The sequence below is a fragment of the Streptomyces enissocaesilis genome, assembly GCF_039533765.1.
Classification (GTDB): domain Bacteria; phylum Actinomycetota; class Actinomycetes; order Streptomycetales; family Streptomycetaceae; genus Streptomyces; species Streptomyces enissocaesilis.
The window spans coordinates 186,783-207,917 of sequence record NZ_BAAAUD010000012.1 but is presented as its reverse complement, the minus strand read 5'-3'; the positions used below and the strand labels follow the sequence as shown (position 1 = coordinate 207,917).

General features: G+C 70.9%; 16 protein-coding genes. 12 read left to right on the top strand and 4 right to left on the bottom strand.

Features of this window, described 5'->3' with window-relative positions; genetic code table 11:
• Window positions 1-319 precede the first annotated feature (319 nt).
• Window positions 320-1,909: an MFS transporter gene (locus ABD374_RS05300; RefSeq protein ID WP_344491401.1), complete on the bottom strand. Its 1,590-nt coding sequence runs from the start codon at window positions 1,907-1,909 to the stop codon at window positions 320-322.
• 46 nt (window positions 1,910-1,955) lie between these two features.
• Window positions 1,956-2,429: a MarR family winged helix-turn-helix transcriptional regulator gene (locus ABD374_RS05295; protein WP_344491399.1), complete on the bottom strand. Its 474-nt coding sequence runs from the start codon at window positions 2,427-2,429 to the stop codon at window positions 1,956-1,958.
• 232 nt (window positions 2,430-2,661) lie between these two features.
• Between ABD374_RS05295 and ABD374_RS05290 the strand changes: the two genes are divergently transcribed.
• Window positions 2,662-3,684, top strand: a complete 1,023-nt coding sequence (locus tag ABD374_RS05290) for a LacI family DNA-binding transcriptional regulator (RefSeq protein WP_425577138.1) — start codon at window positions 2,662-2,664, stop codon at window positions 3,682-3,684.
• Window positions 3,685-3,760: 76 nt separating this feature from the next.
• A complete protein-coding gene (locus tag ABD374_RS05285; protein WP_344491393.1) occupies window positions 3,761-4,777 on the top strand; it encodes a zinc-dependent alcohol dehydrogenase in 1,017 nt (338 codons plus the stop codon).
• Window positions 4,778-4,840: 63 nt separating this feature from the next.
• On the opposite strand, the gene ABD374_RS05280 is transcribed toward ABD374_RS05285, so the two are convergent.
• The gene (locus tag ABD374_RS05280; RefSeq protein ID WP_344491433.1) at window positions 4,841-5,851 is read right to left on the bottom strand and encodes a LacI family DNA-binding transcriptional regulator; all 1,011 of its coding nucleotides are present in this window, start codon (window positions 5,849-5,851) and stop codon (window positions 4,841-4,843) included.
• A 362-nt stretch (window positions 5,852-6,213) separates the two neighbouring features.
• On the opposite strand from ABD374_RS05280, the gene ABD374_RS05275 reads away from it, so the two are divergent.
• The 10 genes from ABD374_RS05275 to ABD374_RS05230 all read left to right on the top strand — a co-directional run bounded on the left by ABD374_RS05275 (window position 6,214) and on the right by ABD374_RS05230 (window position 19,765).
• Window positions 6,214-7,194 (top strand): ABC transporter substrate-binding protein, encoded by a 981-nt coding sequence (locus tag ABD374_RS05275; RefSeq protein WP_344491390.1) that lies wholly within the window; start codon window positions 6,214-6,216, stop codon window positions 7,192-7,194.
• 174 nt (window positions 7,195-7,368) lie between these two features.
• Window positions 7,369-8,934, top strand: a complete 1,566-nt coding sequence (locus ABD374_RS05270; protein WP_425577137.1) for a sugar ABC transporter ATP-binding protein — start codon at window positions 7,369-7,371, stop codon at window positions 8,932-8,934.
• Window positions 8,931-9,980, top strand: coding sequence for an ABC transporter permease (locus ABD374_RS05265; RefSeq protein ID WP_344491384.1), 1,050 nt, complete (start codon window positions 8,931-8,933; stop codon window positions 9,978-9,980). Before ABD374_RS05270 ends, ABD374_RS05265 begins: the two co-directional genes overlap by 4 nt.
• Window positions 9,977-10,957, top strand: coding sequence for a galactofuranose ABC transporter, permease protein YjfF (gene yjfF / locus ABD374_RS05260; protein WP_344491381.1), 981 nt, complete (start codon window positions 9,977-9,979; stop codon window positions 10,955-10,957). Before ABD374_RS05265 ends, yjfF begins: the two co-directional genes overlap by 4 nt.
• A gap of 205 nt (window positions 10,958-11,162) precedes the next feature.
• Window positions 11,163-12,407, top strand: coding sequence for an aldose epimerase family protein (locus ABD374_RS05255; protein ID WP_344491378.1), 1,245 nt, complete (start codon window positions 11,163-11,165; stop codon window positions 12,405-12,407).
• A 177-nt stretch (window positions 12,408-12,584) separates the two neighbouring features.
• The gene (locus ABD374_RS05250; protein WP_344491375.1) at window positions 12,585-14,279 is read left to right on the top strand and encodes a ribulokinase; all 1,695 of its coding nucleotides are present in this window, start codon (window positions 12,585-12,587) and stop codon (window positions 14,277-14,279) included.
• A gap of 3 nt (window positions 14,280-14,282) precedes the next feature.
• Window positions 14,283-14,954 (top strand): L-ribulose-5-phosphate 4-epimerase, encoded by a 672-nt coding sequence (locus ABD374_RS05245; RefSeq protein ID WP_093798377.1) that lies wholly within the window; start codon window positions 14,283-14,285, stop codon window positions 14,952-14,954.
• An 11-nt stretch (window positions 14,955-14,965) separates the two neighbouring features.
• Window positions 14,966-16,471, top strand: a complete 1,506-nt coding sequence (gene araA / locus ABD374_RS05240) for an L-arabinose isomerase (RefSeq protein WP_344491371.1) — start codon at window positions 14,966-14,968, stop codon at window positions 16,469-16,471.
• Between the two features lie 315 nt (window positions 16,472-16,786).
• On the top strand, window positions 16,787-18,274 hold the full coding sequence (locus tag ABD374_RS05235) for a family 43 glycosylhydrolase (RefSeq protein ID WP_344491368.1): 1,488 nt from the start codon (window positions 16,787-16,789) through the stop codon (window positions 18,272-18,274).
• A gap of 45 nt (window positions 18,275-18,319) precedes the next feature.
• Window positions 18,320-19,765 carry a family 43 glycosylhydrolase gene (locus ABD374_RS05230; protein WP_344491365.1) on the top strand — a complete coding sequence of 482 codons (1,446 nt, stop codon included), beginning with the start codon at window positions 18,320-18,322 and terminating at the stop codon, window positions 19,763-19,765.
• Between the two features lie 128 nt (window positions 19,766-19,893).
• Here ABD374_RS05230 and mmsB read toward each other — a convergent pair whose 3' ends face one another.
• On the bottom strand, window positions 19,894-21,132 hold the full coding sequence (gene mmsB / locus ABD374_RS05225) for a multiple monosaccharide ABC transporter permease (RefSeq protein ID WP_344491362.1): 1,239 nt from the start codon (window positions 21,130-21,132) through the stop codon (window positions 19,894-19,896).
• Window positions 21,133-21,135: the final 3 nt, after the last annotated feature.

The window sequence follows — 21,135 nt, the reverse complement described above, 5'->3', positions numbered from 1 at the left end:
CCACACCCCCCGACGACAGGAGAATCACACGAAGTACAGCCCTGCCCAGAGCTTACTGACCACCACCGACGCTGCTGAAGGCCGTTCCTGTCACAACCCCGCTGCAGGAGCCCGCCTGGTAAAGGATTTCTCAGTGGACGGGGACGGCGGTGCGGACGGGGCGGCCGCCCCGTCGAAGTGGTGCTGGGAGGCCCGGCCGGCAGTGGGGGCGTACCGGGAAGAGCCGCAGGTACGGGATACCCCGGCCGGGCGGCGCCCGCCGTCCCCGGGGAGGCGCGCCGCCCGGCCGGGGCCGGTCAACCGTTCACTGCCACTGCCCTCACTGTTCGGCGTGGGCCTGCGGGTTGCGCCGTACGCCGACCGCGGCGAGGACCGCGCCGGCCACGCACAGCACGCCGGTGACGAGCGCGGCGGTGTGCACGCCGTTGATGAACGCCTGGCCGCTGCCCTCGACGACCGCGGCCCGCAGCTGCGCCGGCATGTCACCGGAGACCGGCGAAACGCCCATCGCCACCGCGTCCTTGGCCTCGTACAGCCCTTCGGCCATGGGCGCCGGCACCCCGGCGGAGGTGAGTTCGCCGGTCAGGGTCGAGCCGACCCTGCTGCTGATCAGGGACACGAGCACGGAGGTGCCGAGTGCTCCGCCGACCTGGAGCGCGGTGGCCTGCAGGCCACCCGCCACACCGGCGTCCTTGACGGGCGAGTTGCCCACGATGGCTTCGGAGGAGGCGGCCATCACCATGCCGACGCCGAGGCCGAGGGCGATGAACGGCGGCCACATCGCGCCGTACGAGGAGTGCACGCCCCAGCCGAGCATCCCGAAGGAGGCGGCGGCCTGGAGCACCATGCCGAGCGGCATGGACAGCCGGGCGCCGAACTTCTCGGTGAGCTTCGCGCCCAGCGGGGAGGCGACGACGGACGCCAGGCTCAGCGGCAGGGTGCGCACGCCGGCCTCGACGGGGGTGAAGCCACGCACGTTCTGCAGGTAGAGCATCACGAAGAAGATCACGCCGAGCAGGACGAAGAAGTTGACCGCGGTGATGATCGTGCCGATGGTCAGTGCCGGGTTGCGGAACAGCCGCATCGGCAGCAGGGGGTGCGCGATACGTGTCTCGTACCAGCCGAACACCAGCAGCACGACGATGCCCGCGGCGAGGGTGCCCAGAGTCGTGCCCGAACTCCAGCCCCACGTCTCGCCCTTGACCACACCGAAGACGACGACGAGCAGTCCGAGCGCCAGCAGGACGACACCGGGGACGTCGAAGCGGTGGTCACCGGAGGCGTTCTTGCTCTGCGGCAGCACCAGCGCGCTGAAGACCAGCGCGATCACGCCGATGGGGGCGTTGATGTAGAAGACCGACTCCCAGTTGACGTGCTCGACGAGCAGCCCGCCGACGATGGGGCCGAGCGCGGTGGACACGGACGACACCATGGCCCAGATGCCCACCGCCATGCCGAACTTCTTCGGCGGGAACACCGCCCGCAGCAGTCCGAGCGTGTTGGGCATCAGCAGGGCGCCGAAGAAGCCCTGCGCGGCGCGGAAGGCGATGACGCCCTCGATCGAGCCCGCCAGGCCGATGGCGACGGAAGCGAGGGTGAAGCCGACGACACCGACGAGGTAGAAGGTGCGCCGGCCGAAGCGGTCACCGAGCTTTCCGCCGAGGATCAGCGCGGCGGCCAGGGCCAGCAGATAGGAATTGGTGACCCATTGCAGGTCGGCGGTGGACGCGTTCAGGTCCCGGCCGATCTCCGGGTTGGCGATCGCGACGACGGAGCCGTCCAGGCCGACCATGAACAGGCCGAAGGCGACGGCGATCAGCGTCAGCCAGGGCTTGCCGCGGCGGCCGGCCGAAGCATTGTCCGGGGCGGATGCGGGCAGGGGTGAGCGATCCACGGTGGTGGAGGGCATGAAGGTGTACTGCTTCCTGAGCGGGGGTACGGGTACGCGGGCGCCGTCAGCCGGCGGCGGGGTGGACGTGCCGCGCCAGTCCTTCGAGGGCGCCGAGGGCGGAGCCGATGGCGTCGAGGTCCCCGTCGGTGAGGGCGCGCAGCGCCTCGGCGACGTACCCGGTCATGAGGTTGCCGACCTCGGCGAGCCGCCGGCGGGCCTCGGCCGTGAGGTGCAGGTGCGCGACTCGCTTGTCGGCCGGGTCCTGCCTGCGCTCCAGCAGCCCCTGGGCCGCCAGCTGGGTGACCAGGGCGCTCACGTTGTTCGGCTTCATCAGCAGTACGTCGGCCGCCGTGCGCACGGTGACACCGTCGCGTTCGCCGACGAGCCGCAGGAGCGCCAGCTGGCCCTCGGGCGGCTTGGGGTGCGGAAAGTCCCGGGCGACACGCCGGTCCAGGGCCCGGTGCAGCGCGGGCAGGACAGCCGACATCGCTGACGCGATGTGCTGGATGTCCTGTTCGGACGCGCTGGAGGCGGGCATGCGAACAGCATAAGTATGAATGGATACCTATGTCAACATACCTGCTGGTGGGAGCAGGGAGCCGTCGGCCGGTCCGCGGTTGCCCGCCCGCGCACCGCCGGCGCACCACCCGCCCACCGCCGGCTCATCGTCGGCCGTTCGGCGGGGCAGGTACCGTATGGCAGGGATCTCACCAGGTGACAGCGAAGGAGGACACTTGCAGCAGCCCTCTGACGCCGTGAAAGCGCCGACCATGGCGGACGTCGCCCGAGTGGCGGGCGTGTCGCACCAGACCGTCTCACGCGTGCTCAGCAACCACCCGAACGTGCGCGAAACGACTCGCGACCAGGTCAACGAAGCCATCGCGCGGCTGGGATACCGCCGTAACTCGGCTGCCCGCGCCCTCGCCACCCGTCGCACCCACACCCTGGGCGTCATCGCCGTCAACACCACCCTCCACGGGCCGGCGAGCACCCTTTCCGGGGTGCAGGAAGCGGCCAGGAGCCAGGGGTACCTGGTATCGACCGTCACCCTGCGCACGGTGACGCGAGCAGCGCTCACCCAGGCCATGGACCACCTCACGGCGTGGGGGGTCGAAGGCGTCATCGCCATCACTCCGCAGCGCGAGATGGTGCAGGCCCTCGCGGCCATGCAGACCCCCTTCCCCCTGGTCACGGTGGAAGGCGGGCACAGCCTGGATCTCCCCGGTGTCTCCCTCGACCAGGCGCTCGGCGCCCGTATGGTCACCGAGCATCTGCTCGCCGCGGGGCACCGCACGGTGTGGCACGTCGCCGGCCCCCGGGACTGGCTGGAGAGCGAAGCGCGTACCACCGGATGGGAGGACTGCCTGCGCGAGGCGGGAGCCGAGGTTCCGCCGCTCCTGCGGGGGGACTGGAGCCCTCTTTCCGGCTACCACGCAGGCCAGCAACTCGCGGGTCACGCCGCGGCCCGCGCCACGGGTGCCCCTCTGACAGCGGTCTTCGTGGCGAACGACCAGATGGCGCTCGGAGTGCTCCGCGCCCTGAGGGAAGCGGGCCTGAGGACCCCCGTCGACGTGGCGGTGGCCGGATTCGACGACATTCCGGAGGCCGAGTTCTTCCCTCCGCCCCTCACCACCGTCCGGCAGGACTTCGCCGCGATCGGCCGCAGCAGCATCGCCCTGCTGCTGGAGCACATCGAGGGCCGTACGACCGAAGCGGCCCACCTCACCATCGAACCCGAGCTCATCGTGCGCGCCAGTACCGCTCGACAGCCGGATTCGGCCTCGTCCCGTTGACGTGTCTCCCTTTTGACGTGTCTCCCTTCGGCCGACACACCAGTGCTCGGCAGTGCCAGGACCCGAAGGCATCAGAATGAGTACCGCAGTCGTGATCTCCGGGCCGGGCGCACACAGGCTGGTCCCTCATGAACCGACGCCGCCCGGGCCCGGGGAGGTGCTCGTCCGTGTGCACGCGGTGGGCATCTGCGGCAGCGACCTGGACGTCCTGCGGGGGGTGCGGCCTGCCGGATACGTGCGGTATCCGCTCACGCCGGGCCACGAGTGGTCCGGGACCGTGGAGAGCGCCGGGGACCTCGTGCCGGAGGCGCTGGTCGGACGGAAGGCCGTCGGTGAGGGGTTCCGCAACTGCCAGGTGTGCGCACGGTGTCGTGCCGGGGAGAACACGCTGTGCGAGGCCGGCTACGAGGAGACCGGATTCACCCGGCCCGGCGCGACGGCCGCGACCCTGACCCTGCCGGCGCGGCTCCTGCACGTCTTGCCCGACGACACGGACCTGACCGCGGCCGCACTGCTGGAACCGGCCGCCCGCGTCGCCGCCGCCGTGCTGAAGGCGGACGTCCTTCCCGGCGAGCGCGTCGCCGTGGTGGGCGACGGAACAGCCGGCATGCTCGCCGTCCAGTTCGTGGCGGCGGCCTCCCCGGCCCGGCTGACGGTGGTCGGCCCGTGTCCCGGTCGCCGGGAGCGGGCCCTGTCGTTCGGGGCCACCGACTGCGGCGCGTACGACCGGAGTCCTTCCCCGGCTCCGGACTTCGACGTCGTCGTGGAAACCACCGGCCGGGCCTCCTCGGTGAACTTCTCCATGGCCCTCCTGCGGCGCGGCGGCCGCCTCGTGCTCGCGGGCACACCGGCGCCGGGGACCGCCGGAATCGACCCGGAAGTGCTGACCGCACGGCAGCTGGAGATCCAGTCCGTCTTCGGTGCGGCGACCGCCGCCTGGTCACACGCCGTACGCGCCCTCGGCTCCGGGCTGCTCTCACCCCTGCCGCTGATCACGCACGAGCTGCCTCTGGAGGCGTTCCCGCAGGCCGTCGCCCTCCTGGAGGGAGGGGGCCCCGAGGTGGGCAAGGTGCTCCTGAAACCGAACCCCTAGGAGGTGCCGGCCTCGGCCTCGGTGCCTCGCTGCCGGCGCGCCTCCGGCCCGGTCCCGGTGCTGTCAGGCGAGGGGGCGGGCGGTGCTGGCGCGGACGATGAGCTGGGGAGCCACGGTCAGATGGGTGTCCCGCAGCGCGCGTTCCTCGATGCGGTCGATCAGGAGCCGGATGCTGGCGCGGCCGATCGCTCCGAAATCCTGCCGGACGGTGGTGAGCGGAGGCGGGAAGAACTCCGCCTCGGGGATGTCGTCGAAGCCGGCGACCGCCACGTCCGCAGGCGTGCGTACGCCGGCTTCACCCAGGGCGCGCAGCACCCCCAGCGCCATCTGGTCGTTGGCGACGAACACGGCGCTGAGCCGGGGGTCCGGGCCGCTGCGCCTGCCTGCCCTGCCCGCCAGTTGCTGGCCGATCCGGAACCCGGAGAGGGGGCTCCAGTCCCCCGCGAGCGAGGGAGGCACCGGTGCTCCCGCGTCCTCCAGCGCGGCCCGCCAGCCCGCGGTGCGCGCTTCGGCCTCCAGCCAGTCCTGTGGGCCGGCGACGTGCCACACCGTCTCGTGGCCGACGGCAAGCAGATGCTCCGTCACCAGCCGGGCCCCCAGATACTGGTCGAGGGCCACTCCGGGGAGGGCCAGGCTGTGCCCGCCCTCGACCGTGACCACGGGGAACGGGGTGCGCAGTTCGGCCAGCGCGTCCACCGCCTGCCGCTGGGAGGTGATCACCACGACCCCCTCCACGCCCCACGTGGCCAGGTGGGTCATGGCCTGCGTCAGCGCTTCCTTGTCGACGGTGCGCAAGCTGACCGCGGAGACCAGGTACCCCTGCTCGCGCGCCGCCCCTTCGAGTCCGGAGAGCGTGCTCGCCGGCCCGTGGAACGTGGTGTTGACGGCGATGACGCCAAGAGTGCGGGTGCGGCGGGTGGCAAGGGCGCGGGCCGCGGAGTTGCGCCGGTAGCCCAGCTCGTCGATGGCCCGCTGCACCCCTGCCCGGGTGGCCTTCCGTACGTTGGGGTGGCCGCTCAGGACCCGGGACACGGTCTGGTGGGACACCCCTGCCACGCGGGCCACGTCCGCCATCGTCGGGGGGCGGTCCGTAGCGGACTGACGCACGGGCATCTCCCTGAGGGTGGGCAGGCGTTCTGGAGGCGCGCTGCTGACTGGAGGACTGCGTACGGAGCCCCAGTGAGGGATCTCGTCGTGTTAGCGCGATCATCCTACGCCAGCCACGAGTGATGAAGAATCTATAACGAGCCTCGTAACTCTTGAGTTTCAGCTGTGTTAGCGCTCACACTTCTCCAGCGGCCGCACGAATCCTGCTGTGGCCTGTCACGTCGCCGTGCCGGCCTCCGGGGCCGGTCCAGCAGTCCCTCCCCGCACCGCAGAGGGCACCCGGCGTGCCGCTGCGACAGGTGCGTTTCGAAGCACGAGAGGAACCGCAGATGCCCAAGAAGGTTGTTTCCGCCGTTGCCGCCGGACTGCTTGCCGCGTCCTTCCTGACCGCATGCTCCACCGGTGGGGGTGGTTCCGCCGGCGGGGGTGACGGCCGGCTCGTCCTCGGCTTCGCCCAGGTCGGCGCGGAGAGCGGCTGGCGCACCGCCAACACCAAGTCGGTGCGGGAGTCGGCCGAGGAGGCCGGGGTCACCCTGAAGTTCTCCGACGCGCAGCAGAAGCAGGAGAACCAGATCAAGGCGATCCGTTCCTTCATCCAGCAGAGAGTCGACGTCATCGCCTTCTCGCCGGTGGTCGAGTCCGGCTGGGACACCGTGCTCAAGGAGGCCAAGAACGCCAAGATCCCGGTCGTCCTGACCGACCGCGCCATCGACTCGAAGGACACCTCGCTCTACACCACCTTCCTCGGCTCCGACTTCGTCGAGGAGGGCAAGAAGGCCGGCGACTGGCTGACCGAGGAGTACAAGGGCAAGGACGGGACGGTGAACATCGTCGAACTCCAGGGCACCACCGGCTCCGCACCCGCGAACGACCGCAGGGCCGGCTTCGCGCAGGCCGTCAAGGGCGACCCGAAGTTCAAGGTCGTGGCCTCGCAGACCGGCGACTTCACCCGCGCCAAGGGCAAGGAGGTCATGCAGGCGTTCCTCAAGTCGCAGCCCGACATCGACGTCCTGTACGCGCACAACGACGACATGGCGCTCGGCGCCATCCAGGCCATCGAGGAGGCCGGCAAGAAGCCCGGCACCGACATCAAGGTCATCTCGGTGGACGGCATCAAGGACGCCTTCCAGGCCATGGCCGACGGCAAGATCAACGTCGTGGTCGAGTGCAACCCCCTGCTCGGCGACCAGCTGATGGACCTCGCCAAGAAGGTCTCCAAGGGCGAGTCCGTCCCGGCCCGCGTGAAGGTCGACGAGGGGGTCTTCACCCAGGACCAGGCCGCCGCCGCCCTCCCGGACCGCAAGTACTGAGCGCGGCGGGACGGCCGGGGGTGCGTGAGAACGCCCCGGGGCCCCGGACCGCAGGGCCGGCGGGCGGGCGCCCGCCCGCCGTGCCCGCATCGCACCACCGCAACCACCCCATGACGTACGGGGGCACCGCTGTGCCGACGGTGCCCCCGGCTCCCGACACGAGAGGACGGGCGGATGGCAGGCCCTCCCACCACTGACAGGTCCTTGACCACCGAGGCCGGCGCGGACCGGCGCCCCGTCCTCGAACTGCGGGGAGTACGGAAGGAATTCCCCGGCGTCGTCGCCCTCGACGGAGTCGACCTGCGCCTCTTCCCCGGAGAGGTGCACGCCCTGATGGGCGAGAACGGCGCGGGAAAGTCCACGCTCATCAAGGTCCTGACCGGGGTCCACCCGTCCGACGGCGGCAGCGTCACGCTGGCCGGCGAGGACGTCCGCATCTCCAGCCCCCTCCAGGCCCAGCAGACCGGCATCAGCACCGTCTACCAGGAGGTCAACCTCTGCCCCAACCTCTCGGTGGCGGAGAACATCCTGATCGGCCGCGAACCGCGCCGCTTCGGCATGATCCACTGGCCGGAGCTGCGCCGCCGCGCCCACGAACTGGTGCGCGACCTCGACCTCGACGTCGGCGCCCCGCTGGGCAGTTGCTCCCTGGCCGTCCAGCAGCTGGTCGCGATCGTACGCGCGGTCGACATCTCCGCGAAGGTGCTCATCCTCGACGAGCCCACCTCCAGCCTCGACCGCGACGAGGTCGAGCAGCTCTTCACCGTGATGCGCCGGCTCCGGGACCAGGGCGTGGCGATCCTCTTCGTCACCCACTTCCTCGACCAGGTCTACGACGTCTGCGACCGCGTCACCATCCTGCGCAACGGACGGCTGGAGGGGGAGTACGCCATCGGTGACCTCACCCGCGTACAGCTGGTCCAGCGCATGATCGGAGGCGAACTGGCCGAACTCGACGTGCTCTCCGACGCCTCACGGGCCGAGGCCGCCGAAGCCGCGGCCGGTGAGCCGTTCCTGCGGGCCGGGGCCCTGGCGCGCCGCGGCTCCATCGCCCCCTTCGACCTGGACATCCACGTCGGGGAAGTCGTCGGACTGGCCGGCCTGCTCGGCTCGGGCCGTACCGAAGCCGCCCGGCTGCTGTTCGGCGCCGACCAGAGCGACGAGGGCACCGTCACCGTCGACGGCGAGCCCGCCGTCCTGCGTACGCCCCGGGCCGCCATCGCCCACAAGATCGCCTTCTGCTCGGAGAACCGCAAGGCCGAAGGTCTGGTCGGTGAACTGACGGTCCGTGAGAACCTCGTCCTGGCCCTGCAGGCCGCCCGTGGCTGGGCCCGGCCCCTGTCCCGGGGCAAGCAGGACGAACTCGCCAGGTACTGGATCGCCGCGCTGGACATCCGGCCCGCCAGTCCGGAGACGCAGATCCGCAACCTCAGCGGTGGAAACCAGCAGAAGGTGCTGCTCGCCCGCTGGCTGCTGACCAACCCCCGGCTGCTGATCCTCGACGAGCCGACCCGCGGCATCGACGTCGGCGCCAAGGCCGAGATCCAGAAACTCGTCCAGCGGCTGTCCGGCGAGGGCATGTCGGTGCTGTTCATCTCCGCGGAACTCGAAGAGGTGCTGCGGCTCAGCCACCGCGTCGGCGTCCTGAGGGACCACCGCATGGTGGCCACCCTGACCAATGACGGCACCCTCACACCGGAGCGCATCATGGCCACCATCGCCACCGGAGACCGGAAATGACCAAGCACCGCCTGTTCTGGCCCGCCGCCGTCCTGCTCGTGCTCCTGCTGGCCAACGTCGCCTTCAACCACGACTTCTTCGCCATCCGGGTCAAGGAGGGCCACCTCTACGGCAGCCTGATCGACATCCTCCAGTTCGGCGCACCGCTGGTGCTGGTCGCCCTGGGCATGTCCCTGGTCATCGCCACCCGCGGCATCGACCTGTCGGTCGGCTCCACCGTGGCCATCTCCGGCGCGCTGGCCTGCGAACACATCGCCACCTCCGCCTCTCCGGCCGCGCTGTCGACGGTGCTCGAAGCCGTCGGCGTCTCCCTCGCCGTCGCGCTGGCCCTCGGCCTGATCAACGGCGTCCTGGTGGCCAGGCTCGACGTCCAGCCGATCATCGCGACCCTCATGCTGATGGTCGCGGGCCGCGGCGTCGCCCAGCTCATCACGGACGGCCAGATCCTCACCGTCTCCAGCGCCCCCTACAAGCTCATCGGCGGCGGCTACTGGCTGACGATCCCCTTCGCCGTGATCCTCGCGGCCGCGCTGGTCGCCCTCACCGGGCTCCTCACCCGCCGCACCGCGCTCGGCCTGCTCATCGAGTCGGTCGGCGGCAACCCCACGGCCAGCCGGCTCGTCGGCATCCGCGCCACCGGACTGCTCGTCCTCGTCTACGTGTTCAGCGCCCTGTGCGCCGCCGTAGCCGGGCTGATGATCAGCTCGAACGTCTCCAGCGCCGACGGCAACAACGCCGGCCTGTGGATCGAGCTCGACGCCATCCTCGCCGTCGTCATCGGCGGCGGCGCGCTGACCGGAGGCCGCTTCTCCCTCGGCGGCACCGTACTCGGCGCGCTGATCATCCAGACGCTCACCACCTCCGTCTACTCGATGGGCATCCCCCCCGAGACGACCCTGGTCTTCAAGGCCCTGGTCGTCATCGCGGTCTGCCTCGTCCAGTCGTCGGCCTTCCGGGCCAAGGTCGACCTCCGGCGCCCGTCGCCCCGCCCGCCCCTGAACCCCGGTCGCACCAGAAACGTCGAGAAGCACGAGGTCGGAGCATGAGCACCCTGACTGACACCTTCCGCCGCAACGGGGCGTCCGTCCCGCTGCTCGTGACCGCCGCGCTGCTGGTGATCATGTTCGCCGCCGGTTCGGCGCAGTACGAAGGCTTCTTCTCCGGGCAGGTACTGGTCAACCTGCTCATCGACAACGCGTTCCTGCTCGTCGTCGCCATCGGCATGACCTTCGTCATCCTCACCGGCGGCATCGACCTCTCCGTCGGAGCGATGCTCGCCCTCTCCACCATGGTCGCCGCCTGGCTCGTCGAACAGCACAACTGGCCGCCGCTGCTCGTCATCCCGCTGGTCCTGCTCATCGGTACGGCGTCCGGCACCCTGATGGGCTGGATCATCCACACCTTCGAGATCCAGCCCTTCATCGTCACCCTCGCCGGGATGTTCCTCGCCCGCGGGCTCTGCTACACCATCAGCACCGAGTCGATCTCCATCACCGACCCCACCTTCGTCTCGATCGCCCAGACCAGGCTGGCGCTGCCGGGCGGCCTGTTCATCTCACCCAGCGTGATCATCGCGCTGCTGGTCCTGCTCGCCGCCTTCATCGCCCTGCACCGCACCCGGCTCGGCCGCAACGTCTACGCGCTCGGTGGCAACGAGCAGTCGGCCCTCCTGATGGGCCTGCCGGTGGCCCGTACGAAGATCGCCGTCTACGCCGTCAGCGGCTTCTGCTCCGCCCTCGGCGGCGTGCTCCTCACCTTCTACATGCTCTCCGGCTACGGGCTGCACGCCGTCGGCCTCGAACTCGACGCCATCGCGGCCACCGTCATCGGCGGGACCCTGCTCACCGGCGGTTCGGGCTTCGTCCTGGGCACCGCCCTCGGCGTGATGGTCCTCGGCCTCATCCAGACGGTCATCAGCTTCCAGGGGACCCTCAGCTCGTGGTGGACCCGCATCGTCATCGGCGGGCTGCTCCTCGTCTTCATCCTCCTCCAGCGCCTGAGCACCGGCCGCCGCCGGACCTGAGAGCACCACCCGAAACCGTCACGATCCGCCGCACCGGGTACCCCAGGGCGCCCGGCCGGCACGATCCAGCAAAGGAGATCCGCGTGATCACCGACCTGATCGCCGACCTGAACACCGGGTCGTACGGCGGGAGTTCCGCGGCCCGTCGCGGAGCACCGCGCCCCGGGCCGGCCGGACCGGCGCACCGCCGACCGGGGCCCGCCCGGTGAGCACGCCCCATGCCGTGCGCACCCCGGACGCCACGCACGGCGACGAGCGCTGGGCCTTCGGTTTCGACGGCGGTGTCCGTGCCGAGGTGTGCGCCGTCGGGGCCCGTCTGCACGCGCTGCACGTCCCCGACCGCGACGGTGTCCTCGCCGACGTCGTCCTGGCCCCCGCCGATCCGCGCGAGCTGTCCGGCCGGGCCCGCTATCTGGGCGCCACCGTGGGCCGTTACGGCAACCGGATCGGCGGAGGCGTCCTGCCGCTCGACGGCGAGGTCCACCAGCTGCGCACGTTCCCCACCGGGCACAGCCTGCACGGCGGCCCCGAAGGTTTCGACCTGCGGAGGTGGTCCGCGGAGTCGGCCAGGTACGCCGGGTGCGAGGACCGCACCGGAGTACGGCTGCGGCTGCGCAGCCGGGACGGCGACCAGGGCTTCCCGGGCACCGTCGACGCCACGGTCTGCTACCTCCTGGACAGGGACGGCACGCTGACGATCGAGTACACGGCCGTCACCGACCGGCCCACCGTCGTCAACCTCACCAACCACTCCTACTTCAACCTCGCGGGAGAGGGCACGGGCACCGTCGACGGCCATCTGCTCCAGTGCGACGCCGACCACTACCTCCCCGTCGACGAGAGCCTCATCCCCCTGGGGCCCGCCGAGGGTGTCCACGGCACGCCCTTCGACCTCACCTCACCGCGGCGCATCGGCGAGGCCCTCGCCCAGGGCCATCACCAGCTGAACCTCGGCGGCGGTGGGTTCGACCACAACTGGGTCCTGCGCGACGGCGCCGCCGGGCCGCGCAGGGCCGCGGTGCTCCGTGATCCCGCGTCCGGCCGCCGGATGGACGTACACACCACCGAACCCGGTCTGCAGATCTACACCGGCAACCACTTCGACGGGTCCTTCACCGGGAAGTCCGGGAGCCGTTACCCGGCGCGGGCCGGCGTCGCCCTGGAGACCCAGCACTTTCCCGACTCGCCCAACCGTCCCGAGTACCCGTCGGCGGTGCTGCGGCCGGGGGGAGGTGTACCACTCGACCACCGTGCTGCGCTTCACCTGCGAGGCGGCAGCGGACGGTGGACCGGAGCGCGGCCGCGAGCGGATCGCCTCCGGCTCCCGCCCCGGGCCGTCCCGGGCCGTTCCGGCCCGGTCCGGAGCGGTCCGGCGGGCTCGGGCAGCCTGTTGACAGCACGGTTGTTAGCGTTAACAATCACTGAGCGTGCCCTCGACGCCGCTCCATGAGCGGCCACCGACCCCGCCGGCCCGGTCGACGCCTCGGGCTTGCGCCCGGTCGGCGGCACCTGTTCCGCACCTCAGGGGGAGGCGAGGAACAGGTGGCCGGCCGCCGGGCTCCGCGGGGACGCGGACGATCCAGCGGCCGGCCACCGGCACCCCGGCTTCGTAACGAAGGAAGTGAAAGTGACCGTGACTCCTCCCACCCGGGATCCGGAGAGCTACGTCGTCGGTGTCGACTTCGGCACGCTGTCCGGCCGGGCCGTGGTGGTCCGCGTGCGAGACGGTGAGGAGCTCGGTTCGGCCGTCCACGAGTACCCCCACGGCGTCATCGACCGCGTACTGCCCACCACCGGCGCACCGTTGCCGCCCGACTGGGCCCTCCAGCACCCCGAGGACTGGCGCGAGGTGCTGCGCACCGCGGTCCCCGCCGCCCTCGCCGCCGCCTCCGTCGACCCGGCGGCCGTCGTCGGCATCGCCACCGACTTCACCGCCTGCACCGTCCTGCCCGTCCGCGGCGACGGCACCCCGCTCGCCGAGAGCGGGCTGGGCGACCGCCCGCACGCCTGGCCCAAGCTCTGGAAGCATCACGCCGCCCAGGGCCAGGCCGACCGGATCAACCACCTCGCCCACGCGCGCGCCGAGAAGTGGATCTCCCGGTACGGCGGCAGGATCTCCGCCGAATGGCAGTACGCCAAGGCGCTCCAGGTACTGGAGGAGGACCCGGACACCTACGCCGTCACCGAGCGCTGGATCGAGGCCGCCGACTGGATCGTCTGGCAGCTCACCGGAGTCGAGACCCGCAACACCTGCACCGCCGGTTACAAGGGCATCCACCAGGACGGCCACTACCCGAGCGAGGACTACCTCGGCGCGCTGCACCCCGGCTTCGCCGACTTCGCCCGTACCCGCCTGGAACACCCGCTCTCGCCGCTCGGCTCGCGGGCCGGCTCGCTGACCGCCGAAGCCGCCGCCCGGACCGGCCTGCCGGAAGGCATCGCCGTCGCGGCGGGCAACGTCGACGCCCACGTGGCGGCCGCCGCCGCGCAGGCCGTCGAGAACGGCCGGCTCCTCGCCGTCATGGGCACCTCCACCTGTCACGTCGTCAACGGCGCCGCGCTCGCCGACGTCCCCGGCATCTGCGGAGTCGTCGACGGCGGCATCGTCGAGGGCGCCTACGGCTACGAGGCGGGCCAGAGCGCGGTCGGTGACATTTTCGCCTGGTGGCTGGGGCAGGGCGTTCCCGCCGGGTACGCGGCCGAGGCCGAGGCGGCCGGCGAGGACCTCCACCAGCTGCTCACCCGCAAGATCGCCGACCAGCCGGTCGGCGGCCACGGACTGGTCGCCCTCGACTGGATGAACGGCAACCGCTCCACCCTGGTCGACCACCACCTCTCCGGCGTCGTCGTCGGCCTCACCCTGGCGACCCGCCCCGAGGAGATCTACCGCGCGCTGCTGGAGGCCACCGCCTTCGGCACCCGCACCATCGTCGACGCCCTGGAGCAGGGCGGCGTACCCGTCCACGAGTTCATCGTCACCGGCGGGCTGAAGAAGAACGCCCTGCTGATGCAGATCTACGCCGACGTGCTGCGCCGCCCCGTCTCGCTCGCCGTGTCCGCCCAGGGCCCGGCGCTCGGCTCCGCCATCCACGCCGCGGTCGCCGCCGGCGCCTACCCGGACGTACGCACCGCCGCCTCGGCCATGGGCCGGGTCGACCGCGCGGTGTACCGGCCGGACCCGGCCCGGGCCGACGCCTACGACGCGCTGTACGCCGAGTACCGGCTCCTGCACGACCACTTCGGCACCGGACCCGACCGGCAGATGCACCGGCTCCGCGCCATCCGCAACCACGCCCTGACCGCCCACAACAGCGAGGTCTGACCCATGTCGTCACCCATCGATCTGCTGCGCCGCCAGGTCAGCGACCTGCACCAGGACCTGGTCCGCTACAACCTCGTCGTCTGGACGGCGGGCAACGTCTCGGCCCGCGTCCCGGGTGAGGACCTCTTGGTCATCAAGCCCAGCGGTGTCGCGTACGACGAGCTGTCCCCGGAGAACATGATCCTCTGCGACCTGGACGGAAACGTGGTGGAGGGCGACCACTCGCCCTCCTCCGACACCGCCGCCCACGCCTACGTCTACCGCCACATGCCCGAGGTCGGCGGAGTGGTGCACACCCACTCCACCTATGCCTGCGCCTGGGCCGCGCGCGGCGAGGCGGTGCCCTGCGTACTGACCGCCATGGCCGACGAGTTCGGCGCCGAGATCCCGGTCGGGCCCTTCGCGCTGATCGGTGACGACTCCATCGGCCGCGGCATCGTGGAGACGCTGCGGGGCCACCGGTCGCCCGCCGTCCTGATGAAGAGCCACGGCGTCTTCACCATCGGCAAGGACGCCAAGGCGGCCGTCAAGGCGGCCGTGATGTGCGAGGACGTCGCGCGCACCGTCCACATCTCCCGCCAGCTCGGCGAGCCGCTGCCGATCGCGCAGGACGACATCGACCGCCTCAACTACCGCTACCAGAACGTGTACGGCCAGCCGCGCGCTGCCCGATAAGGAGCTTTCCCATGACGTCACTCGAGGGACGCGAGATCTGGTTCCTGACGGGCAGTCAGAGCCTGTACGGCGACGACACGCTGCGGCAGGTGGCCGAGCAGTCGCGGCAGATAGCCGACGCGCTCGGCGACGGTGCCGGCCTTCCCGTCCGTATCGTCTGGAAGCCCGTCCTCACCGAGGCCGACGCGATCCGGCGCGTCTGCCTGGACGCGAACTCCGACGACGCCTGCATCGGCCTGATCGCCTGGATGCACACCTTCTCCCCGGCCAAGATGTGGATCGCCGGACTCGACGCGCTGCGCAAGCCCCTGCTGCACCTCCACACCCAGGCCAACGTCGCGCTCCCGTGGTCGTCCATCGACATGGACTTCATGAACCTCAACCAGGCCGCCCACGGCGACCGCGAGTTCGGGTACATCCAGTCCCGCCTGGGCGTCGCCCGCAAGACGGTCGCCGGACACGTCAGCGACCCGTCCGTGGCCGCCCGGATCGCCTCCTGGGCGAGGGCCGCCGCGGGCCGGGCCGAGCTGCGCGGTCTCAAGCTCGCCCGCTTCGGCGACAACATGCGCGACGTCGCGGTGACCGAGGGCGACAAGGTCGAGGCGCAGCTCCGCTTCGGGGTGTCCGTCAACACCTACGGGGTCAACGACCTGGTCGAGGTGGTCGACGCGGTCGCCGACGCCGACATCACCGCACTGGTCAAGGAGTACGAGGAGACCTACGGGGTCGCCCCCGAACTGCGGGCCGGCGGGGACCGCCACGACGCGCTGCGCTACGCCGCGCGGATCGAACTCGGGATGCGCGGATTCCTCGACGAGGGCGGCTTCCGCGCCTTCACCACCAACTTCGAGGACCTCGGCGGTCTGCGGCAGCTCCCGGGCCTCGCGGTGCAGCGCCTGATGGCCGACGGCTACGGCTTCGGCGGCGAGGGCGACTGGAAGACCTCGGTCCTGCTGCGCACCCTCAAGGTGATGTCCGCCGGCCTGCCCGGCGGCACCTCCTTCATGGAGGACTACACCTACCACCTGGAGCCCGGCCGGGAGTTGATCCTCGGCGCCCACATGCTGGAGGTCTGCCCGACCATCTCGGCGGGCGTGCCGTCCTGCGAGATCCATCCGCTGGGCATCGGCGGGCGCGAGGACCCGGTCCGGCTCGTCTTCGACGCGCACACCGGCCCGGCCGTGGTGGTCGGACTCGCCGACATGGGGGACCGCTTCCGCCTGGTCGCCAACGAGATCGACGTGGTCGAGCCCGTCGAGCCGCTGCCGAACCTGCCGGTGGCCCGGGCGGTGTGGCGGCCGCGCCCCGACCTGCGCACCTCCACCGAAGCCTGGCTGACCGCCGGGGCCCCGCACCACACCGTGCTGTCGAGCGCCGTCGGCGCCGAAGAGCTGGGCGATCTCGCGGACATCCTCGGCACCGAGCTGCTGCTGATCGACGCCGACACCACGATCCGCCGGTTCACCCAGGAGATCCGCTGGAACCAGGCCTATTACCGCATGGCGCAGGGCTTGTGACGCAGGGGCTGTGACCTGAATCCGGCTCGCCGCCGCCCGGCCCCGGCAGAGACCCGCAGCGCGCACCCGCAGCGCGCACCCGCAGTGGCGCCCGGACCGTTCCCACGGTCCGGGCGCCACTGCGTTTCCGGGGGAGCGGCAGCTTTGGTCCAAAGCCTTGACTGACGCGCTGTTAGCGTTAACAATCGCGCAACGCGGTAGGAACGCAGCCTTGTGTGCTGCCGTTGCCCGCCACCCGCTCAAGGCGTTGTGAGCGCTCTCTTCCGCGACCCCCTGCCCACGGCGCAACCCGTGCGCCATCACCGAGGGACAGTTGTGACCCCCACCCCCACCCGTACCCGCCCCCGTACCTGGATCGCCCTCGCGATCGCCGTCCTCGCCCTGCTCTGCACCACCGTCGGCCCGCCCGCCACGGCAGCCGCCGGTGCCACCTACACCAACCCGGTGAAGGCGCAGAAGGGCGCCGATCCCTGGCTGGAGTACCACAACGGCAACTACTACCTGGTGACGACCTCGTGGACCTCCGAGATCACCATGCGCAAGTCGCCCACGCTGGCCGGCCTCGCCACCGCGCCCAGCGTCCAGGTGTGGTCCGACACCACGCCGTCCCGCTGCTGCAACATCTGGGCACCCGAGATCCACTTCTTCGACGGCCGCTGGTACCTCTATTACACGGCCGGGGAGGGCGTCGCCGACTACAACAGGACCCAGCGCACGCACGTACTGGAGAGCACCGGGTCCGACCCGACGGGCCCGTACCGCTACAAGAACCGGCTGTACGACCCCGCCAACGACAACTGGCTGATCGACGGCAGCGTGCTGAGGGCCGGCGGGAAGCTGTACCTGCTCGGCAGCGCCATGGGCAACGGCACCCAGAACCTGGTCATCGCGCCGATGAGCAACCCGTACACCGTCAGCGGCCCGCTGCGCACCCTCTCGACGCCGACGCACGCCTGGGAGCGCCAGGGCGCCCCCGTCAACGAAGGTCCCGAACCGCTGTACCGCGACGGCAGGACCTTCGTCGTCTACTCCGCCAGCTACTGCACCACCGCGGACTACAAACTCGGTCAGCTGGAGCTGACGGGCACCGATCCGCTGAACGCCTCGTCGTGGACGAAGAAGGCCGCCCCGGTCTTCCAGCGCAACGACGCGGCGGGCGTCTACGGGCCCGGCCACAACGGCTTCTTCACCTCGCCCGACGGCACGGAGAACTGGATCGTCTACCACGCCAACGACCGGGCGAGCGAGGGCTGCGACAACGGCCGTACCACCCGCGCGCAGAAGTTCACCTGGAACGCGGACGGCTCACCGGACTTCGGCGCCCCCGTGGCACTGGGAGTCTCCCAGCCCGGCCCCTCGGGCGAGAAGGCGGCCACGCCGACCTCGTACACCCTGGTGAACCGCGGCAGCGGCAAGTGCCTGGACCTGGAGAACGCCTCCCCGGCCGACGGGGCGAACGTGCGCCAGTGGACCTGCAACGGCGCCGCCGCCCAGAAGTGGCGCATCGAGGACCGGGCCGACGACACCAGCCGCCTGGTCAACGTCGCCAGTGGCAAGGCGCTGGACGTCGCCGACTGCTCGACCGCGGACGGCGCCGACCTGCGCCAGTGGCCGTGGCTGGACAACACCTGCCAGCGCTTCCGGATGGTGGTCAGCGACACCGGCGGATGGGTGCGCCTGGTCAACGCCAACAGCGGCAAGGTCGCGGACGTCGCCGACTGCTCGACGGCGGACGGCGCCGACGTACGCCAGTGGTCCTGGCTCGCGAACCCCTGCCAGCAGTGGCAGATCAAGCCCAGCTGACCCCCCCCCCCCCCCCCCCCCGCCCCGCAAGAGAAGGACACCGCGATGAGAATCCGCAAGCTCACCGGCGCCCTCGCCGCCGGCGCCGCGCTGCTGGCCGCCCTGCTGCTGCCCGCACCGGCCCGGGCCGCCGCGCCCGCCTCACCCGCCGTCGCGTACACCAACCCCCTGGTGAACCAGCGCGCCGACCCGCACATCTTCAAGCACACCGACGGCTACTACTACCTCACCGCCACCGTCCCCGAGTACGACCGCATCGTCCTGCGCCGCGCCACCACCATCCAGGGCCTGTCCACCGCCCCCGAGACGGTGATCTGGACCAAGCACGCCACCGGCGACATGGGCGCGCACATCTGGGCCCCGGAGATCCACTTCATCGACGGCAAGTGGTACGTCTACTTCGCCGCCGGACGTGCCGACGACGTCTGGAAGATCCGGATGTACGCCCTGGAGAGCTCCGCGGCCAACCCCCTGACCGGCGGCTGGACCGAGAAGGGCCGCATCGCCACCCCGATGGACAGCTTCGCGCTGGACGCGACCACCTTCGTCGTGAACGGCGTCCGCTACCTCAGCTGGGCGCAGAAGGACCCGGCGATCGACACCAACTCCAACGTCTACCTCGCCAGGATGGCCAACCCCTGGACCATCACCGGCACCCCGGTCCGCCTGACCGTCCCCACATACGGCTGGGAGACCGCCGGCCACAAGGTCAACGAGGGCCCGGCCGTGATCCAGCGCGGCGGCAAGGTCTTCATGAGCTACTCGGCGTCCGCGACCGACAGCAACTACTGCCTCGGCCTGCTCACCGCCTCCGCCACCGCGAACCTGCTCGACCCCGCGGCCTGGAAGAAGAACCCGGCCCCGGTCTTCACCAGCAACACCGCCACCGGCCAGTACGGTCCGGGCCACAACTCCTTCACCACGTCGGAGGACGGCAGGAGCGACGTCCTCGTCTACCACGACCGCAACTACAAGGACATCACCGGCGACCCGCTGAAGGACCCCAACCGCCGCACCCGCGTGCAGAAGCTCTACTGGAACGCCGACGGCACCCCCAACTTCGGCATCCCGGTCGCCGACGGCGCCACGCCCAGGCGCCTGTCCTCCGCCAACTTCCCCGACCACTACATCCGGCACTGGGAGTACCGCGGCAAGCTGGAGGCGAACGTCACCAACCTCGCCGACTCGCAGTTCCGCACCGTGACCGGGCTCGCCGGCAGCGGCACCGTCTCGCTGGAGTCCGCCAACCTCCCCGGCTATTACCTGCGCCACCGGAACGGCGAGGTCTGGGTGGAGAGGAACGACGGCACCACCGCCTTCAAGGGCAGCGCCAGCTTCCACCAGCGGCCCGGCCTCGCCGATCCGGCCGGTGTCTCCTACGAGGCGTACACCGCTCCCGGCCAGTACGTCCGGCATTTCGACTTCCTGCTCCGCCTCCAGGGCGCCGGCACCACGCAGGCCAAGCAGGACGCCACGTTCCACCAGCAGTGACCTGATCCGACCCGGCCCCCGTGCGGGGTCCGCACGAACGGCGCGGCCCCGCACGAAGGACACGGCCCCGCACGAACGACTCCGCCCGGTCACCGGGACCGGGCGGAGTCGGAAGACCGGACGAGAGGTCAGGAACCGACCTTGCGCTTGTTGTAGACGTCGAAGCCGACGGCCGCGAGAAGCACCAGCCCCTTGATGACCTGCTGGTAGTCGGTGCCGATGCCGACCAGCGACATCCCGTTGTTCAGCACGCCGAGCACCAGGCCGCCGATGATCGCACCCAGGACGGTGCCGACGCCTCCGGAGGCCGAGGCGCCGCCGATGAAGGCCGCCGCGATGGCCTCCAGTTCGAAGTTGATGCCGGCCTGCGGCGTGCCCGCGTTGAGCCGCGCGGCGAAGACCATGCCCGCCAGCGCGGCCAGGACACCCATGTTGACGAAGGCCAGGAAGACGATGCGCTTGCTCTTCACACCGGACAGCCTGGCGGCCGCCTCGTTGCCGCCGATCGCGTAGGTGTGGCGGCCCAGGATGGAATTGCGCATCACGTAACCGAAGGCGACGAGCAGCGCGCCGAGGATGAGCAGGACGATCGGGACGCCGTGGTAGCTCGCGAGCAGCAGGGTGAAGGCCACGACGGCAGCGGTGATCGCGGCCAGTTTCGCCAGGAAGAAGCCCATGGGGAGCAGTTCGAGGCCGTACGAAGCCGCCCGGCGACGGCCGCGGATCTCCTGGAGGACGGCCACGACCAGCACGCACAGGCCGAGCAGCAGGGTCAGGTTGTGGTAGTCGGTGTACGGGCCGACCTCGGGCAGGAAGCCGCTGCTGATCTCCTGGAAGCCCTTGGGGAAGGGGGCCACCGACTGGCCCTGCAGCAGGATCTGGGTGCCGCCGCGGAACAGCAGCATGCCGGCCAGGGTGACGATGAACGAGGGGATGCCGACGTAGGCGATCCAGAACCCCTGCCAGGCACCGGCCACCGCGCCGATCAGCAGCGCGATCACCAGGGCGAGCGGCCACGGCATGTCGTGCTTGACCATCATCACGGCCGAGGCGGCGCCGACGAAGGCGGCCAGCGAGCCGACCGACAGGTCGATGTGCCCGGCGATGATGACGATCATCATGCCGATGGCCAGGATGAGGATGTAGCCGTTCTGCTGGATGAGGTTGGTGATGTTCAGCGGCTTCAGCAGGGTGCCGTCGGTCCAGATCTGGAAGAGCACCACGATCAGCGCGAGCGCGACCAGCATGCCGTACTGCCGGATGTTGCCGCGCAGCGTCTCCAGCAGCAGCGCGCCGACGCCGCCCCTGCCGGAGGGCCCGGCGTCCGGGGCGGACGCCGGTATGTTCTCTGTCTTCACCTGGGCCATGCC

What these genes read in the sequence shown, in the direction of transcription:
- ABD374_RS05285 (WP_344491393.1), top strand. Translation starts at nt 3,761, where the DNA reads ATGAGTACCGCAGTCGTGATCTCCGGGCCGGGCGCACACAGGCTGGTC.
- ABD374_RS05230 (WP_344491365.1), top strand. Translation starts at nt 18,320, where the DNA reads ATGAGAATCCGCAAGCTCACCGGCGCCCTCGCCGCCGGCGCCGCGCTG.
- ABD374_RS05295 (WP_344491399.1), bottom strand. Translation starts at nt 2,429, where the DNA reads ATGCCCGCCTCCAGCGCGTCCGAACAGGACATCCAGCACATCGCGTCA.
- araA (WP_344491371.1), top strand. Translation starts at nt 14,966, where the DNA reads ATGACGTCACTCGAGGGACGCGAGATCTGGTTCCTGACGGGCAGTCAG.
- ABD374_RS05290 (WP_425577138.1), top strand. Translation starts at nt 2,662, where the DNA reads ATGGCGGACGTCGCCCGAGTGGCGGGCGTGTCGCACCAGACCGTCTCA.
- ABD374_RS05280 (WP_344491433.1), bottom strand. Translation starts at nt 5,851, where the DNA reads ATGGCGGACGTGGCCCGCGTGGCAGGGGTGTCCCACCAGACCGTGTCC.
- mmsB (WP_344491362.1), bottom strand. Translation starts at nt 21,132, where the DNA reads ATGGCCCAGGTGAAGACAGAGAACATACCGGCGTCCGCCCCGGACGCC.
- ABD374_RS05275 (WP_344491390.1), top strand. Translation starts at nt 6,214, where the DNA reads ATGCCCAAGAAGGTTGTTTCCGCCGTTGCCGCCGGACTGCTTGCCGCG.
- ABD374_RS05245 (WP_093798377.1), top strand. Translation starts at nt 14,283, where the DNA reads ATGTCGTCACCCATCGATCTGCTGCGCCGCCAGGTCAGCGACCTGCAC.
- yjfF (WP_344491381.1), top strand. Translation starts at nt 9,977, where the DNA reads ATGAGCACCCTGACTGACACCTTCCGCCGCAACGGGGCGTCCGTCCCG.
- ABD374_RS05265 (WP_344491384.1), top strand. Translation starts at nt 8,931, where the DNA reads ATGACCAAGCACCGCCTGTTCTGGCCCGCCGCCGTCCTGCTCGTGCTC.
- ABD374_RS05300 (WP_344491401.1), bottom strand. Translation starts at nt 1,909, where the DNA reads ATGCCCTCCACCACCGTGGATCGCTCACCCCTGCCCGCATCCGCCCCG.
- ABD374_RS05270 (WP_425577137.1), top strand. Translation starts at nt 7,369, where the DNA reads ATGGCAGGCCCTCCCACCACTGACAGGTCCTTGACCACCGAGGCCGGC.